General features: G+C 71.8%; 16 protein-coding genes. 7 read left to right on the forward strand and 9 right to left on the reverse strand.

Going from position 1 to position 15,128, the window contains the following annotated elements; genetic code table 11:
• Positions 1-224: 224 nt before the first annotated feature.
• Both ACFV46_RS02315 and ACFV46_RS02320 read left to right on the forward strand, forming a co-directional pair.
• On the forward strand, positions 225-776 hold the full coding sequence (locus ACFV46_RS02315) for a VanZ family protein (RefSeq protein WP_385496970.1): 552 nt from the start codon (positions 225-227) through the stop codon (positions 774-776).
• Between the two features lie 109 nt (positions 777-885).
• Entirely contained in the window at positions 886-1,092 is a 207-nt protein-coding gene (locus ACFV46_RS02320; protein ID WP_361926610.1) for a PspC domain-containing protein, read from the forward strand.
• A 57-nt stretch (positions 1,093-1,149) separates the two neighbouring features.
• Here ACFV46_RS02320 and ACFV46_RS02325 read toward each other — a convergent pair whose 3' ends face one another.
• Complete coding sequence (locus ACFV46_RS02325) at positions 1,150-2,421, reverse strand: MFS transporter (RefSeq protein ID WP_385496764.1); 1,272 nt, start codon at positions 2,419-2,421, stop codon at positions 1,150-1,152.
• A 63-nt stretch (positions 2,422-2,484) separates the two neighbouring features.
• On the opposite strand from ACFV46_RS02325, the gene ACFV46_RS02330 reads away from it, so the two are divergent.
• The gene (locus ACFV46_RS02330; protein ID WP_385496766.1) at positions 2,485-3,444 is read left to right on the forward strand and encodes a LysR family transcriptional regulator; all 960 of its coding nucleotides are present in this window, start codon (positions 2,485-2,487) and stop codon (positions 3,442-3,444) included.
• A 27-nt stretch (positions 3,445-3,471) separates the two neighbouring features.
• Here the strand turns inward: ACFV46_RS02330 and ACFV46_RS02335 are convergent, their stop codons facing one another.
• Positions 3,472-4,233: an alpha/beta hydrolase gene (locus ACFV46_RS02335; protein WP_385496767.1), complete on the reverse strand. Its 762-nt coding sequence runs from the start codon at positions 4,231-4,233 to the stop codon at positions 3,472-3,474.
• 139 nt (positions 4,234-4,372) lie between these two features.
• Between ACFV46_RS02335 and ACFV46_RS02340 the strand changes: the two genes are divergently transcribed.
• The 3 genes from ACFV46_RS02340 to ACFV46_RS02350 all read left to right on the forward strand — a co-directional run bounded on the left by ACFV46_RS02340 (position 4,373) and on the right by ACFV46_RS02350 (position 7,262).
• Positions 4,373-5,536 carry an adenosine deaminase gene (locus tag ACFV46_RS02340; RefSeq protein WP_385496768.1) on the forward strand — a complete coding sequence of 388 codons (1,164 nt, stop codon included), beginning with the start codon at positions 4,373-4,375 and terminating at the stop codon, positions 5,534-5,536.
• Positions 5,537-5,672: 136 nt separating this feature from the next.
• Positions 5,673-6,059 carry an ATP-binding protein gene (locus ACFV46_RS02345; protein WP_385496769.1) on the forward strand — a complete coding sequence of 129 codons (387 nt, stop codon included), beginning with the start codon at positions 5,673-5,675 and terminating at the stop codon, positions 6,057-6,059.
• A 183-nt stretch (positions 6,060-6,242) separates the two neighbouring features.
• Positions 6,243-7,262 (forward strand): sigma-70 family RNA polymerase sigma factor, encoded by a 1,020-nt coding sequence (locus ACFV46_RS02350; protein WP_361926626.1) that lies wholly within the window; start codon positions 6,243-6,245, stop codon positions 7,260-7,262.
• Here the strand turns inward: ACFV46_RS02350 and ACFV46_RS02355 are convergent.
• Positions 7,146-7,532, reverse strand: coding sequence for an STAS domain-containing protein (locus ACFV46_RS02355; protein WP_385496770.1), 387 nt, complete (start codon positions 7,530-7,532; stop codon positions 7,146-7,148). The two genes, ACFV46_RS02350 and ACFV46_RS02355, sit on opposite strands and share 117 nt — an antisense overlap.
• Before the next feature lie 138 nt (positions 7,533-7,670).
• Here ACFV46_RS02355 and ACFV46_RS02360 point away from each other — a divergent pair, with 138 nt between their 5' ends.
• Complete coding sequence (locus ACFV46_RS02360) at positions 7,671-8,594, forward strand: AEC family transporter (RefSeq protein ID WP_361926630.1); 924 nt, start codon at positions 7,671-7,673, stop codon at positions 8,592-8,594.
• Positions 8,595-8,597: 3 nt separating this feature from the next.
• Here ACFV46_RS02360 and ACFV46_RS02365 read toward each other — a convergent pair whose 3' ends face one another.
• The 6 genes from ACFV46_RS02365 to ACFV46_RS02390 all read right to left on the reverse strand — a co-directional run bounded on the left by ACFV46_RS02365 (position 8,598) and on the right by ACFV46_RS02390 (position 15,028).
• A complete protein-coding gene (locus ACFV46_RS02365) occupies positions 8,598-9,182 on the reverse strand; it encodes a Uma2 family endonuclease (protein ID WP_361926632.1) in 585 nt (194 codons plus the stop codon).
• A gap of 95 nt (positions 9,183-9,277) precedes the next feature.
• Positions 9,278-10,570: a thymidine phosphorylase gene (locus ACFV46_RS02370; protein ID WP_385496771.1), complete on the reverse strand. Its 1,293-nt coding sequence runs from the start codon at positions 10,568-10,570 to the stop codon at positions 9,278-9,280.
• 81 nt (positions 10,571-10,651) lie between these two features.
• Entirely contained in the window at positions 10,652-11,059 is a 408-nt protein-coding gene (locus ACFV46_RS02375; RefSeq protein ID WP_151785550.1) for a cytidine deaminase, read from the reverse strand.
• Positions 11,056-12,330: an ABC transporter permease gene (locus ACFV46_RS02380; protein ID WP_361926636.1), complete on the reverse strand. Its 1,275-nt coding sequence runs from the start codon at positions 12,328-12,330 to the stop codon at positions 11,056-11,058. Before ACFV46_RS02380 ends, ACFV46_RS02375 begins: the two co-directional genes overlap by 4 nt.
• Positions 12,327-13,451, reverse strand: a complete 1,125-nt coding sequence (locus ACFV46_RS02385; RefSeq protein ID WP_361926639.1) for an ABC transporter permease — start codon at positions 13,449-13,451, stop codon at positions 12,327-12,329. Before ACFV46_RS02385 ends, ACFV46_RS02380 begins: the two co-directional genes overlap by 4 nt.
• Positions 13,451-15,028: an ABC transporter ATP-binding protein gene (locus ACFV46_RS02390; RefSeq protein WP_361926642.1), complete on the reverse strand. Its 1,578-nt coding sequence runs from the start codon at positions 15,026-15,028 to the stop codon at positions 13,451-13,453. Before ACFV46_RS02390 ends, ACFV46_RS02385 begins: the two co-directional genes overlap by 1 nt.
• Positions 15,029-15,128 lie beyond the last annotated feature (100 nt).

Here is a 15,128-nt window from a genome sequence, read left to right on the forward strand (position 1 = left end):
GGGCGACGCTTATCTGAATTACTGCCACCCGCCCGACCGAGGACGGACACCCCCCACCCCGGCCCCGACCTCCCCCCCCCCCACCGAAGGCGCCACGCGAACCCCACCCAAGAGGCGGACGCGCCGCAGGCACAGGCCGGGCCCCCACCGTGTGGCGGACGACTCACCCCACCCGGCCCGCACCCCCCGGAACCGATCCCACCGACACTCGCGTCTTGGGGATCGTGCAGCGTCAAGGCTCCAGCGGCGACAACGCCGTGATCCGCGTCCGCGCGACAGGAGGCATCCTCCTGGTCGCCCACCTTGCGTTCGTCGCCTGGCTCACGCTGCGCCCCCTGGACGTCCCCTGGGTGATGCCCGCCAATCTCCAGCCGTTCGCCGGCCTCCGCGCCGACCTCGCCCTCGGCTGGCGCGAGGCCACCCGCTGCATCGTCGAGGGCCTCGCCCTGCTCGCCCCCCTCGGGGTCCTGCTGCCGATGGCCCACGGCAGGACGACGTCCTCCCCGCTCGGCTCCCTGGCCCGCACGACGACCGCGGTCGCCCTCATCTCCCTCGGCATCGAACTGCTCCAGACCGGCGTCCCCGGCCAGATCGTCGACGTCGACTCCCTCCTGCTCAACACGCTGGGCGCGGCCATCGCCCACACCGCCGTCGTCCCCGCGGCCCGGGCCCGCCTCCGCCGCGGCTCCCCCGAAGGCCGGCGCGCCCCGGTACCCCAGGAGGAGCCGTCTCAGGGTCGTACCCCGACGATCCCCAGGGTCGGGATGGCCCCGTAGCACGACGCTTCATCCCGTTTGTCCTCGTAGCGTTGGGATCAGTGGAAGAGACACCACTCGGAGGGCCCGACCAGGCGCCGCCGACCGACGCTCACGAAGGAGCCGCACCATGACCGCGCTCGCCCGCCCCACCCACGGCCGCATGATCGGCGGAGTGTGCGCCGCGCTGGCGCGCCGCTTCGGCACGTCCGCCACGACGATGCGCGTGATCTTCCTGGTCTCCTGTCTGCTGCCGGGCCCGCAGTTCCTGCTCTACATAGCGCTCTGGCTGCTGCTGCCGTCGGAGAAGACGGAGGCCACACGCACGGCGTGGTGACACGACGAACCCCCTGACCGACCACCGGTCAGGGGGTTCCCATGTGCACGGATCGGATCAAGCAGCCGCCACGACGTCCCCGCGCACCCGAGCCGCCCGCGACCCCACGACAGTGATCGCCACGACACCCAGCACCGCCACCAGCCCGACCCCGACGGTCCCGCCCCACCCCCCGGCATGGAAGGCGACGGCCCCGAAGGTGCTCCCCGCGCTGGAGCCGATGTAGTAGGCCGACTGATACAGCGCGGCCGCCTGCGCCCGCCCGTGCGAAGCCGTCTTGCTGACCGCCGACGACGCCACGGCGTGCCCCGCGAAGAACCCGGCGGTGATCAGCACGAGCCCCGGCAGCACCAGCGGCAGCGCCCCCGCCAGGGACAGCAGCAGCCCCGACGCCGTCGTGGCACCGGCCGCGTACAGGGCGCCCCGCCGCCCGAGCCGGTCCACCAGCCGCCCCGCCGTGGACGCGGACACCGTGCCGACGAGGTACACGAGGAAGATCGAGCCGACGACGCCCTGCGGCAACGAGAACGGCGCCTGAGTGAGCCGGTACCCGATCACGGTGTAGACACCGCCGAACACCGTCATGAACAGCGCGCCGATCGCGTACAGCCGCCGCAGCAGCGGATCGGACAGATGGTCCCGCACGGTCCGCGCCAGCACCCGCGGCCGCAGCGACCCGGGCGTGAAGTGCCGCGGCGCCGGCAGCAGCAGCCGGAAGGCGACCGCGCAGGCCACCGCGACCGCTCCGATGACGCCGACCGCCATCCGCCAGCCCCACTCCTGGGCCACCCAGCCGGTGATGACACGGCCGCTCATGCCGCCCACGCTGTTGCCGGCGACGAACAGCCCGATCGCCGTGACGAGCGCCCGGGGCCGCACCTCCTCGGCGAGGTACGCGGTCGCCGAGGCCGGCAGGCCCGCCAGCGCGGCGCCCTGGACCGCCCGCAGGACGACGAGCGAGGTCAGGTTCGGTGCGAACGGCACCGCGAGGCCGACGGTGACCGCGACGGCCAGGGAGGCCGTCATGACGGTACGGCGGCCGTACCGCTCGGAGAGGGCGCTCATAGGGAGCACGAACAGGGCCAGTCCGCCGGTCGCGGCCGCCACGGTCCAGCTGGCCGCGCTCGCGGGCACGCCGAACTCACCGGAGATCAGCGGCAGGAGGGCCTGCGTGGAGTAGAGGAGGGCGAAGGTCGCGACGCCCGCGAGGAAGAGAGCCAGGCTCATCCGGCGGTAGCCGGGCCCACCCGGGGCCATGCGGGAGTCGTCGACGGGGGCTGCGGGTGCGGCGGCCACGGAAGTGGACGCCCCGGTACTGGCGGGAGACATGCTTCGACGCTACGAACCCCGCCACTGATCCGTCCAATGCATGGATTCGCCATAATCGTTCCCATGGCGCATCAGTACAGTTCACGACGTCGGCTGTCACCGTCCAGTGACACAGAAGACATGGCCGACATGGCGCGGCTGCTCGCCCCCCGCCTCGCGTACTTCGCCGGTGTGGCCCGCACCGAGCACGTCACCCGGGCCGCGCACGAGATGGGCGTGCCGCAGTCCACGCTGTCGCGGGCCATGGTCCGCCTGGAGCAGGACCTGGGCGTGGATCTGTTCGCCCGCCACGGCCGTACGGTCTCGCTGACCCCCGCGGGCCGCACCTTTCTCGCCTCGGTCGAGCGCGCCCTCGCCGAGGTGGAGCGCGCCGCCGAGGAGGTCCGCGCCGACGCCGACCCGGCGAGCGGCAAGGTCGCCTTCGGCTTTCTGCACACCATGGGCGCGGAGACGGTGCCCGGCCTGCTGCAGGCGTTCCGTGCCGATCATCCCCGGGTCCGCTTCAGCCTGGTGCAGAACTACGGGGAGGCGATGCTGGAGGGCCTGCGGGCCGGTGAACTGGACCTGTGCCTGACCTCGCCGGTCCCGGACGCCCCGGACCTGGTGGCCCGCCGCCTGGACGAGCAGAAGCTGCGGCTGGTCGTCCCCGCGGAGCACCGTCTCGCCGCCCGCCGGCGCATCCGGCTGGCGGAGGCGGCGGAGGAGAACTTCGTGACGCTGGAGCCGGGCTACGGGCTGCGCCGGATCACCGACGACCTGTGCCGGGAGGCCGGGTTCCGGCCGCGGATCGCCTTCGAGGGCGAGGAGGCGGAGACCCTGCGGGGCCTGGTGGCGGCCGGTCTGGGCGTGGCGCTGCTGCCGCCGCCGGCCGTGCCCCGGCCGGGGGTGAGCGAGCTGACGGTGACGGCTCCCCGGGCTGCCCGGGAGATCGGCGTGGCCTGGCTGGCGGACCGCCCGGACACGCCTCCGGTGGCGGCGTTCAAGAAGTTCCTGCTGTCCCGCAGGGGGATGTTGCTGCCGTGAGGAATCGAAGCGGACCGGACACCACGCCTACCGCCGCAGCGACTTCCCGAACCCGGAGGCGAGCGGCATGCGCAGCCCGAGCGGCGGCGGTGCGGCGAACGCGTCGGCGACCGGCCGCGAGAACACCGTCCCGAACAGGGACCCCATGACGAAGTCCTGCGCGAGAGCCAGCACTTCGTCCCGGTGCTGGTGCAACCGGTGCCGGTCGGAGTGCACTTCGAACCGGCACACCTCCCGGTTCGCCTTCTTGGCCCGCGCCGCCAGCCGGAAGGACAGCTCGGGGTCGGTGCGCTCGTCGTTCGTGCCGTGCACGATCATCACGCGCCGCCCGGCGAGCTGCTTCACCGGTTCGGGCGAGTCCGCGGTGTCCTCCTCGGGCAGCCAAGGGGCGATGGCCAGCACGGAGTTGACGGCCTCGTGGCCGCCCGCGCGCAGCGCCGCCCGTCCGCCCATGTCGAGGCCGGCGAGGCACACGGGCACGTCGCCGTACAGCCGTACGGCCTCGTCGGCGGCCCACAGGGCGTCGCTCAGGAGGGCGGCCTCGTCGCCGTTCCAGCCGCGGTAGCGGTAGTGGACGACGTGGACGGCGAGCCCTTCCCCGCGCCCCGCCCGGTGGAGCCGTCGGCCGAGGGCGCGGATGAGCGACGTGGCCAGCAGCGGCGCGGGTCTGCGATATGAGGTGGCGTCACCTGGCGGGAGCAGCAGGACCACGCCGCTCACCGCCGTCGGCTCCGGCCCCATCGCCCTGCCCAGCCGGACCCTGCGCACCGGCGTCGCTTGCTGTGCCATGACAGAACAGTGGCAGAAGTGGGGGCGTCCGCGAGCCGTCCGTGCGGTCACCGTTACGTATCGACGGATGTGTAAAGCGGCGATCCGGACATCTGCGCGGGGACACGCTCTCTACGCGCGTAGGCGTTAGAGTGCGGAAATGACGAGCCAGACTGCCCCGAAGGCGCACACCCCGAGCTCGGACCAGATCCGCCGGGCCCCGAAGGTTCTGCTGCACGACCACCTCGACGGCGGGCTCCGCCCCGGCACGATCGTCGAGCTCGCCCGCGAGTCCGGCTACTCCGGGCTTCCCGAGACCGACCCCGGCAAGCTCGGCCTCTGGTTCCAGGAGGCCGCCGACTCCGGCTCGCTGGAACGCTATCTGGAGACGTTCTCCCACACCGTGGCGGTCATGCAGACCCGTGACGCCCTGGTGCGCGTCGCCCGCGAGTGCGCGGAGGACCTCGCGGAGGACGGGGTCGTCTACGCCGAGGTGCGCTACGCCCCGGAGCAGCACCTCGAGGGCGGGCTCACCCTGGAGGAGGTCGTCGAGGCCGTCAACGAGGGCTTCCGGGAGGGCGAGCGGATCGCCCGGGACAACGGCCACCGCATCCGGGTGGGCGCGCTGCTCACCGCGATGCGGCACGCGGCCCGCTCGCTGGAGATCGCCGAACTCGCCAACTCCTACCGCGACCTGGGCGTCGTCGGCTTCGACATCGCGGGCGCCGAGGCGGGCCACCCGCCGACCCGGCACCTCGACGCCTTCGAGTACCTGAAGCGCGAGAACAACCACTTCACGATCCACGCCGGTGAGGCGTTCGGGCTGCCGTCCATCTGGCAGGCCCTGCAGTGGTGCGGCGCCGACCGGCTCGGGCACGGGGTGCGCATCATCGACGACATCCGGGTGCGGGACGACGGCTCGGTGGAGCTCGGCCGGCTCGCGTCGTACGTGCGGGACAAGCGCATCCCGCTGGAGCTGTGCCCGAGCTCCAATCTGCAGACGGGGGCGGCCGACTCGTACGAGGCGCACCCCATCGGGCTGCTGCGCCGGCTGCACTTCCGCGCCACGGTGAACACGGACAACCGCCTGATGTCCCACACCAGCATGAGCCAGGAATTCGAGCATCTTGTCGAGGCGTTCGGTTACACGCTCGACGACATGCAGTGGTTCTCCGTCAATGCGATGAAATCATCGTTCATTCCTTTCGATGAACGGCTGGCCATGATCAATGACGTGATCAAGCCCGGATATGCCGAACTCAAGTCCGAGTGGCTTTTCCGACAGACGAGCTGTACCAGCGGTTCTCCTGGCGAGGAGGACTGACCGAGGGCCCTGCGGGCACAGAGACTCCGGATGCCGTTCACCATCCGTCCGCAATTCGATGTTTGCGGCCGGACGGCGGGGGTGTTTACGGTCGAAGAACCGCTCACATCCCCGTTCTCGAATTCCGAGGTTTTCCATGAAGCAGTCTGCCGCCAAGTCCCTCGGTGTCGCCGCGCTCGGTGCCGCCTTCGCCGCCACGGGCGCGGGTGCCGCGAACGCCGCGCCCGCCGTCCCCGACGTTGGCGCGGCGCTGGACACCGTGACCCGGACGCTCCCGGCCGAGAGCCTGACGCAGGCCGCCCCGAACGCCGCCGAGGGCCTGGCCGGCGGGCAGGAGGCGGTGGCCGCCGGGCTGGCCGCCGCGCAGCCGACCGCCGAGCGGACCCTCGCGGGCGCCCCGGCGCTGGCCGCCGCCCCGACGGGCGCCGCCTCCGGGCTGCTCGGCGGGCTGCCGGTGCAGAGCCTGCCGGCGCAGGGTCTCCCGACGCAGGGTCTGCCGGTGAACGGCGTCCCGCTGGGCTGAGCCCGGAGCACGGCCGCACACCATCGGGGCGCACTCGCGACATGAGGGTGCGCCCCGCTGCCGTGCCCCGTCCACCTGCGGGTTCTCCGACTCCGGGGGCCATTGTCAGTGGGCTGCGGTAGCTTCCGAAGTGGTGGGACGCGACGAGGCGTCCCGCGGGACGGCCACAGGGGTGGGTGGACGATGAGCGACGGTACGGCGACCACGACGACGGACCTCGACGTCAGGCTGGAGAAGCACCGCGTCGAGCTGACCGGGTACTGCTACCGCATGCTCGGTTCGTCCTTCGAGGCCGAGGACGCGGTGCAGGACACGATGGTGCGCGCCTGGCGCAGCTACGACAAGTTCGAGGGCCGCTCCAGCCTCCGCTCGTGGCTGTACCGCATCGCGACGAACGTCTGCCTGGACATGCTGACCGCGGGCAACAAGAGGGCCAGGCCGATGGACCTCACCGAGTCGACGCCGCTCGCGCAGGCGGCCCTCGCCCCGCGCCCGGACCACACCTGGCTGGAGCCGGTGCCGGACAGCCGCGTGCTGCCCACCACGGACGACCCGGCGGAGGCGGCCGTCGCCAAGGAGTCGGTGCGGCTCGCCTTCATGGCCGCGCTCCAGCAGCTGCCCCCGAAGCAGCGGGCGGTGCTGATCCTGCGCGAGGTGCTGGCGTGGAAGGCGAGCGAGGTCGCCGAGCTGCTCGGCACCTCGGTCGCGTCGGTCAACAGCGCGCTCCAGCGGGCCCGGGCCACCCTCGCCGAGCAGAAGCAGCCGGGCGCCGAAGCGGCGGTCGCCGATCCGCTGGACGAGGAGCAGCAGCGGCTCCTGGACCGCTATGTCGCCGCCTTCGAGGGGTACGACATGACGGCGCTGACCGCGCTGCTGCACGAGGACGCCATCATGACGATGCCGCCGTTCGACCTGTGGCTGACCGGCGCCGGGGACATCACCGGTTTCATGACGACGCTGGGCGCCCCGTGCGCGGGCTCCCGGCTGGTCCCCGTCCAGGTCAACGGGCTGCCGGGGTTCGCCCAGTACAAGCCGGACCCGGAGGCGGGCGGGTTCACGCCGTGGGCGGTCCAGGTCCTGGAGATCTCAGGGGGGCGGATCACCGGGTTCCACTGCTTCCTCGACACGAAGCGCTGGTTCCCGCTCTTCGGGCTGCCCCTCCACCTCGAAGCGGAGGCCGACGAGGTCCAGAAGGGCCTCTAGGGCGGGGTCCGGGTCGCGCAGCCGTATCCGGCCGCCGGTGCGCCGGGCGGTGAGCTGGAGCCGGGCCAGCAGATCGACGGTGCCCAGGCCGGGCGGGCCGAGCCCGCCGACGTCGCACACGACCACCCTCGACCGGCCGTCCTCCAGCCGCGCCCGGACGACCGCGCACAGCCCTGTCACCTCACCCCGGGTGACGGGGCCGGCCAGCACGAGTACCGCGGGTGTCATCGCGTCCACGACCGGTAGACCGGACCCGGCCCGCCAACTCATCGCGGGCGCGGGCCGGCGTGTGCGCCGACCGGGATCACATTGACCCGGCACCCTCCCGCACCGGAGGGTTGGGTGTATGCCCCAAGCACCGGCTCCTCCTCGAAGACCGCGCGTCCCGCTTTCCGCGAAGGGGGCTCCGTGCAGGGGGTGTTGACAGGGTTCGCGGTGATCGCGGTGGTCATCGCCGTCGGCTATGTGATCGGCCGGCGCGGATACCTCGGGGAGCACGGCCGGGAGGTGCTGACGAAGCTGGCCTTCCATGTGGCGTCACCGGCACTCCTCTTCACCACGCTCGCGGGGACCGACCTCTCGGTGATCTTCTCCAGCCGTCTCCTGGTCACCGCGCTGAGCACGGCCGCCGCGGCCGGGGTCTTCGTGGCAGTCGGCGCCGTACGCCGCTGGGGCGTGGGCCGCACCACGATCGGCGCCCTGTGCTCCAGCTACGTCAACTCGGGGAACCTGGGCATCCCGATCGCCGTGTACGTCCTCGGCGACGCGTCGCTGGTCGCCCCGGTGCTGCTGTTCCAGCTGGTCGGGGTCACGCCGGTCGCGCTGACGATCCTCGACCTGTCCGGCGGCGGCGCGAAGGGCAGCCCGCTGTGGCACCGTCTGCTGACGCCGCTGCGCAACCCGATCGCGCTCGGCTCCCTGGCGGGTGTGGCGGTGTCGGCGGCGGGGGTGCGGGTGCCGGCGCCGGTGCTGGACCCGCTGACCCTGATCGGCGGCATGTCGGTGCCCGCGGTCCTGCTGGCCTTCGGCATCTCCCTGTGCGGCAGCACGATGCCGGGCCGGGGCCCGGACCGGCTCCCCGTGTTCCTCTCGGTGGCGCTGAAGGCCCTCGGCCAGCCCGCCGCGGCCTGGGCGCTGGCGGCGGGCGTCTTCGGCCTGCGGGGCGCTCCCCTGCTCGACGTGGTGGTGACGTCGGCCCTGCCCGCCGCGCAGAACCTCTACACCTACGCGTCGACCTACGGCGTGGCCGAACGCCTGGCCCGCGACGCGATCCTGCTGTCGACGGTGCTCTCGGTGCCGGTGCTGGTGGCGGTGGCGGCGCTGCTGGGCTGATGGTCAGTCGACGGGGAACTCACCGGTGTCGATCGTCAGGCCGAACGGATCCGGCAGCTTGATGGGGTCACCGAACTTCACGGCGCTCAGAACCCGGTAGACATCGCCCTTGGGCTCGCCGAAGAGCGTGGCGGTGGGGCCGCCGGGGGCCCAGCGGTCGACCAGCAGGTACAGCGGGATCCCGGCGGTGGCGTAGGCGGCGGGCTTGCTGACGCGGTCGTGCTGGGCGTTGGACTTGGAGGTCACCTCGACGACGAGTTCGGCCAGGGCCGCCGGGATGTGGGACTCCGCCTCCGCGCACTCCTCCACGGGCGCCACGAGCAGGTCCGGGATGAGCATGCCCAGACGGGACGGTACGGCGATCGCCAGTGTCTGGAAGATCTCCCAGTCCTCGGGGATCGCGGAGTAGAGGCGGCGTTGAATACGGGCCGCGATCACGTTGTGGCGGGACGCGGGAGCAGGTGACACGGTGATGATCCCCTCGACGATCTCCACCTTGCTGCCCTCGGGCCATTCCATCTCCTCCCAGAACCGGACGAGGTCGTCCCAGTTCCGGTCGGGGTCCTGGCTCACGGTGAGTGCGCTCATGGCGGTCTCCTATCGGTGCGTCACCGATCCCAGCATGCCGAACGGGACCGGTGGGGGTCCACCGGTCCCGTTCACCCGTAGGGGGAAACCGCAGGTCAGGCGATACGTTCCCGCACCACCGGCGAGGCGGTGAAGGCCGTGCCCGCCGGCGCGACGTCGTAGGCGTCCGTCAGCGACTGGAGCGCGTACGCGAAGCGCTCCGGGGTGTCGGTGTGCAGGGTCAGCAGGGGATGCCCCGCGGTCACCGTGTCGCCCGGCTTGGCGTGCATCTCGACGCCGGCGCCCGCCTGCACCGGGTCCTCCTTGCGGGCGCGTCCGGCGCCCAGCCGCCAGGCGGCGACGCCGACGTCGTAGGCGTCGAGGCGGGTGAGGACGCCGGAGGACGGGGCCGTGACGACGTGCTGCTCGCGCGCGACGGGCAGCTCGGCGTCCGGGTCGCCGCCCTGCGCCGCGATCATGCGCCGCCAGACGTCCATCGCGGAGCCGTCGGCCAGGGCCTTCGCCGGGTCGGCGTCCTTGATTCCGGCCGCCTCCAGCATCTCGCGGGCCAGCGCGACGGTCAGCTCGACCACGTCGGCGGGGCCGCCACCGGCCAGGACCTCGACGGACTCGCGGACCTCCAGCGCGTTGCCGGCCGTGAGGCCGAGCGGGGTGGCCATGTCGGTGAGCAGCGCGACCGTCTTCACTCCGTGGTCGGTGCCGAGGCCGACCATCGTCGACGCCAGCTCGCGGGCGTCCTCGATGGTCTTCATGAAGGCGCCGGAGCCGACCTTCACGTCCAGGACGAGCGAGCCGGTGCCCTCGGCGATCTTCTTCGACATGATCGAGGAGGCGATCAGCGGGATGGCCTCGACGGTGCCGGTGACGTCCCGCAGGGCGTACAGCTTCTTGTCGGCGGGCGCCAGGCCGTCGCCCGCCGCGCAGATCACCGCGCCGGTGGTGTCGAGGACGTGCAGCATCTCCTCGTTCGACAGCAGCGCGCGCCAGCCGGGGATGGACTCCAGCTTGTCCAGGGTGCCGCCCGTGTGACCGAGGCCGCGGCCGGACAGCTGCGGGACGGCGGCGCCACAGGCGGCGACCAGGGGCGCGAGCGGCAGGGTGATCTTGTCGCCGACGCCGCCGGTGGAGTGCTTGTCCGCGGTCGGGCGGCTCAGCGACGAGAAGTCCATGCGCTCGCCGGAGGCGATCATCGCGGCGGTCCAGCGGGCGATCTCGCGGCGGTTCATGCCGTTGAGCAGGATCGCCATGGCGAGTGCGGACATCTGCTCGTCGGCGACCTCCCCGCGGGTGTACGCGTCGATGACCCAGTCGATCTGTTCGTCGCTGAGCTCGCCGCGGTCCCGCTTGGTGCGGATGACGGAGATGGCATCCGTCGACAAAACAGCCATGGCTTTCCTTCCGAAGGTTCCAGGAAGACACACGGCCCCTCTGAACGGTCGCGTGAGCGACGCAGAGGGGCCGCACGGGGGTTACTTGCTGAGGTGGTCCGGTCCGAACGCCTGGGGCAGCATCTCCGACAGCGGCAGGATGCCGGCCGGGGTGTCGAGCAGCAGGTCGGGGCCGCCGAACTCGTAGAGCAGCTGGCGGCAGCGGCCGCAGGGCACCAGGGTGCGGCCCTCGCCGTCGGAGCACGCGAAGTGCGTGAGCCGGCCGCCCCCGCTGTTCTGCAGCTGCGAGACGAGTCCGCACTCCGCGCACAGGCCGAGCCCGTACGAGGCGTTCTCGACGTTGCAGCCGGTGACCGTGCGGCCGTCGTCGACGAGCGCCGCGGCGCCGACCGGGTAGCCGGAGTAGGGGGCGTAGGCGCGGGACATGGCGTCCCGCGCGGCGGCCCGCAGCTTGTCCCAGTCGACGTCGGGGGCGGCGGCCGGGCTCACTTGCCCTGTCCCTTCCGGTACGGCAGGCCGTCCGCCTTCGGCATCCGCAGGCGCTGCGCGGACAGCGTGAGGACGACGAGGGTGACGACGTACGGCGTGGCGGAGACGACCTGGTTGGGCACCTCGTTGGTGGTGGCGTACCAGGCGAACACCAGCGCGCCGACCACGGCGGTGATCATCGACGGGGCGTACTTCTTGCGGACCACCAGGTAGACGGCGCCGATGATCAGCAGCAGGGCGCCGAGCAGCAGCAGCGCGTGGACGTTGGTGGAGCCGCCGCGCAGGTTGAGGCTGTCGGTGTAGCCGAACAGGCCGGCGCCGAGGGCGAGGCCGCCCGGCATCCAGTTGCCGAAGATCATGGCGGCGAGGCCGATGTAACCGCGGCCGCTGACCTGCCCCTCCAGGTAGAAGGGGTTGGCGACGATGGAGAGGAAGACGCCACCGAGGCCGGCCAGGCCACCGGAGATGATCACGGCGATGTACTTGTACTTGTAGACGTTGACGCCGAGGGATTCGGCGGCGACCGGGTTCTCACCGCAGGAGCGCAGCCGCAGACCGAAGGCGGTCCGCCACAGGATCCACCAGGTGCCGGGGACCAGCGCGACGGCGATCAGGGTCAGCCAGGAGACGTTGGTGACCAGGCCGCCGAGCAGGCCGGCGATGTCCGAGACGAAGAACCAGCCGTTGTCGTTCAGGTCCCGCAGGCCGTCGGACAGGCCGGGCACGGTGAAGTGGCCGAGGGTCTCGACCGCCGGGGACTGCTTGGCGGAGCCGCCCGCGTGGCCCTCGAAGGCGAGGGGCGCCAGGTAGCGGGTGATGCCGAGGGCGAGGATGTTGAGCGCCACACCGGAGACGATGTGGTTGACCCGGAAGGTGATGGTGGCGATGGCGTGCAGGATGCCGCCGATGCAGCCTCCGGCGATGCCGACGACGACACCCGTCCAGGGCCCCCACTGGAAGCCGGCCCAGGCGCCGAACCAGGTGCCGAGGATCATCATGCCCTCGAGACCGATGTTGACGACGCCGGCCCGCTCGGCCCACAGGCCGCCGAGACCGGCGAGGCCGATCGGCACGGCGAGCTGCAGGGCGGTGGACATCTGGCTGACGTTGGTGATGCCGTCGGCGCCGGTGATGATGCGGACGATCGAGGTCAGTGCCAGGGCTCCGGCGATGACCAGCAGCAGCACCTGCCAGGACATACGGCGGCCGGTCGGCGCCGCGGGCTGCAGCGAGGGCTGGTTGACATCGACCGCTGAGGTCGGGGCAGTCATCGGCCAGCCACCTCCTTCGTGGTGTTGTTGTCGGCGCCGAGGACACGGCCGGCTGCCAGTTCGGCACCGACCCGGCGCTGCTGGCGGCGCAGGCCCCACTCACGGACGGCCTCGTAGGAGACGACGACCGAGAGGACGATCAGGCCCTGCATGATGACCGCGATCTCCTTGTCGTAGCCGTGGAAGTCCAGCTCGGGGGACGCCTTGTCGAGCCAGGCCCACAGCAAGGCGGCGAACGCGATGCCGACGGGGCTGTTGCGGCCGAGCAGCGCGATGCCGATGCCGAGGAAGCCGATGCCGGTGGGGAAGTTCAGGCTGTACGTGTGGGTGTCGCCGAGCAGGATCGGCAGGCCGGCGAGGCCCGCGATGCCGCCGGAGAGCAGCATGGCGGTGAGCACCATGCGCTTGGGGTCGACGCCGCTGGCCGCGGCGGCGGTCTCCGAGGCGCCGGAGGCGCGCAGGTCGAAGCCGAAGCGGGTGCGGTTGAGGACGACCCAGTAGCCGATGCCGAGCAGCACGGCGAGGAAGACCAGACCGTAGATCTCGCCGGCGTCGCCGACGGGGATGCCGGAGACCCAGCCGGACTCGTGCATCTCGCCGGTGGTGTTGTTGTTGCCGACCTTGACGCCGAAGACGTCCGGCAGCCACAGGTAGGCGATCACGGAGGTCGCGATGGCGTTGAGCATGATCGTCGCGACGACCTCGCTGACGCCCCGCGTGACCTTCAGGACACCGGCGATACCGGACCAGAAGGCGCCGGTGAGGACGGCCGTGAGGAGGAGCAGCGGCACCTGGAGGCCGGCCGGCAGGCTGGCGTGGGCGCCGACGACGGCGGCCATCATGGCGGCGAGCTGGTACTGGCCGTCGACCCCGATGTTGAACAGGTTCATCCGGAAGCCGATGGCGACCGCCAGGGCCGCGATGTAGTACAGCGACGCCTGGTTGATGATCAGCACCTGGATGTCCGAGAAGCCCAGCTGCTCGAACATCAGGGCGTACGGCTCGACCGGGCTCTTGCCCGAGGCGATCAGGACGATCGCGCTGAGCACGAAGGCCACGGCGAGCGCGATGACCGGTCCGGCCACCGCGAGGAGCACGCGCTCCTTGTCGAACTTCTTCATCAGCGTGCCTCGTCTTCGCCGGACTCGGGAGACTTGCTCAGGTTCGGAGTCCCGGGGGTGGTGTCGTCGTCCTCGAGGTGCCCGGTGGCGGCACCCGTCATCGCCGAGCCCAGCTGCTCCGGGGTGATGGTGGCCGGGTCGGCGTCCGCGACCAGCTTGCCGTTGTAGATCACGCGGAGGGTGTCGGACAGGCCGATCAGCTCGTCCAGGTCGGCGGAGATCAGCAGCACGGCCAGGCCCTCGCGGCGGGCCTCGCGGATGTGGTCCCAGATCGCGGCCTGCGCGCCGACGTCGACACCGCGGGTGGGGTGCGCGGCGATCAGGAAGCGCGGCTTGTGGCTCATCTCGCGGCCGACGATCAGCTTCTGCTGGTTGCCGCCGGACAGCGAGGCGGCGGTGACGTCGATGCCGGGGGTGCGGACGTCGTACGCCTCGACGATGCGGCGCGTGTCCTGCTGGGCGGCCTTCGGGTGCAGCCAGACGCCCTTGGCGAGGGGCTCCTCGGTGACGTGGCCGAGGATGCGGTTCTCCCAGAGGGGGGCCTCCAGGAGCAGACCGTGGCGGTGCCGGTCCTCGGGGATGTAGCCGATGCCCTGCTCGCGGCGCTTGCGGGTGGCCCAGCCGGTGATCTCCTCGTCGGCGAGGGTGATCGTGCCGGAGTCGGCGTGCTTGAGGCCGATGAGGGCGTCGACCAGTTCGGTCTGGCCGTTGCCCTCGACGCCGGCGATGCCCAGGACCTCGCCCTCGTGGATGGTGAAGGAGATGTCGTCCAGGAGGGCCTTGCCGCCGGCCGCCTCCAGGCGGAGCTTGTCGACGGTGATGACCGGGCGGTCGGTGACCGTGGACTCGGCGGTCTCCGGGGTGGGCAGCTCGCTGCCGACCATCATCTCGGCGAGCTGCTTCGGCGTGGTCTCGGCGGGGACGGCCGTGCCGACGGTGGTGCCGCGGCGGATGACGGTGATCTCGTCGGCGACGGAGAGCACCTCGCCCAGCTTGTGGGAGATGAAGATGACCGACAGGCCCTCGGACTTCAGCTCGCGCAGGTTCTCGAAGAGGGCGTCGACCTCCTGCGGCACGAGGACCGCGGTCGGCTCGTCGAGGATCAGGGTGCGGGCGCCGCGGTAGAGGACCTTGAGGATCTCCACGCGCTGGCGGGCGGCGACGCCGAGCTCCTCGACGAGGCGGTCGGGCTCCACGCCGAGGCCGTAGCGCTCGGAGATCTCCTTGATCTTGCGGCGGGCCTTGGCGCCGATGCCGTACAGCTTCTCGCTGCCCAGCACCACGTTCTCGAGGACGGTGAGGTTGTCCGCGAGCATGAAGTGCTGGTGCACCATGCCGATGCCGCGCACGATGGCGTCGGCCGGGGACGAGAAGGCGACCTGCTCGCCGTCGATCGCGATGGTGCCCTCGTCCGGCTTCTGCATGCCGTAGAGGATCTTCATCAGGGTCGACTTGCCGGCGCCGTTCTCGCCGACGAGGGCGTGCACGGTGCCCTTGCGGACGGTGAGGTGGATGTCGTGGTTGGCCACGACGCCCGGGAAACGCTTGGTGATCCCGGCGAGCTCGACGGCGGTCACCTGACCGTTGACCGCCGCGCCGGCCGGAGGGCTGCTGGACGCTTTGATGGCGCACACTCCTGGGGACGGGGGTCGTCTACGCGCGTAGCGCCCCTATGGC

It is taken from the genome of Streptomyces sp. NPDC059852, from assembly GCF_042731455.1.
Lineage (GTDB): Bacteria > Actinomycetota > Actinomycetes > Streptomycetales > Streptomycetaceae > Streptomyces.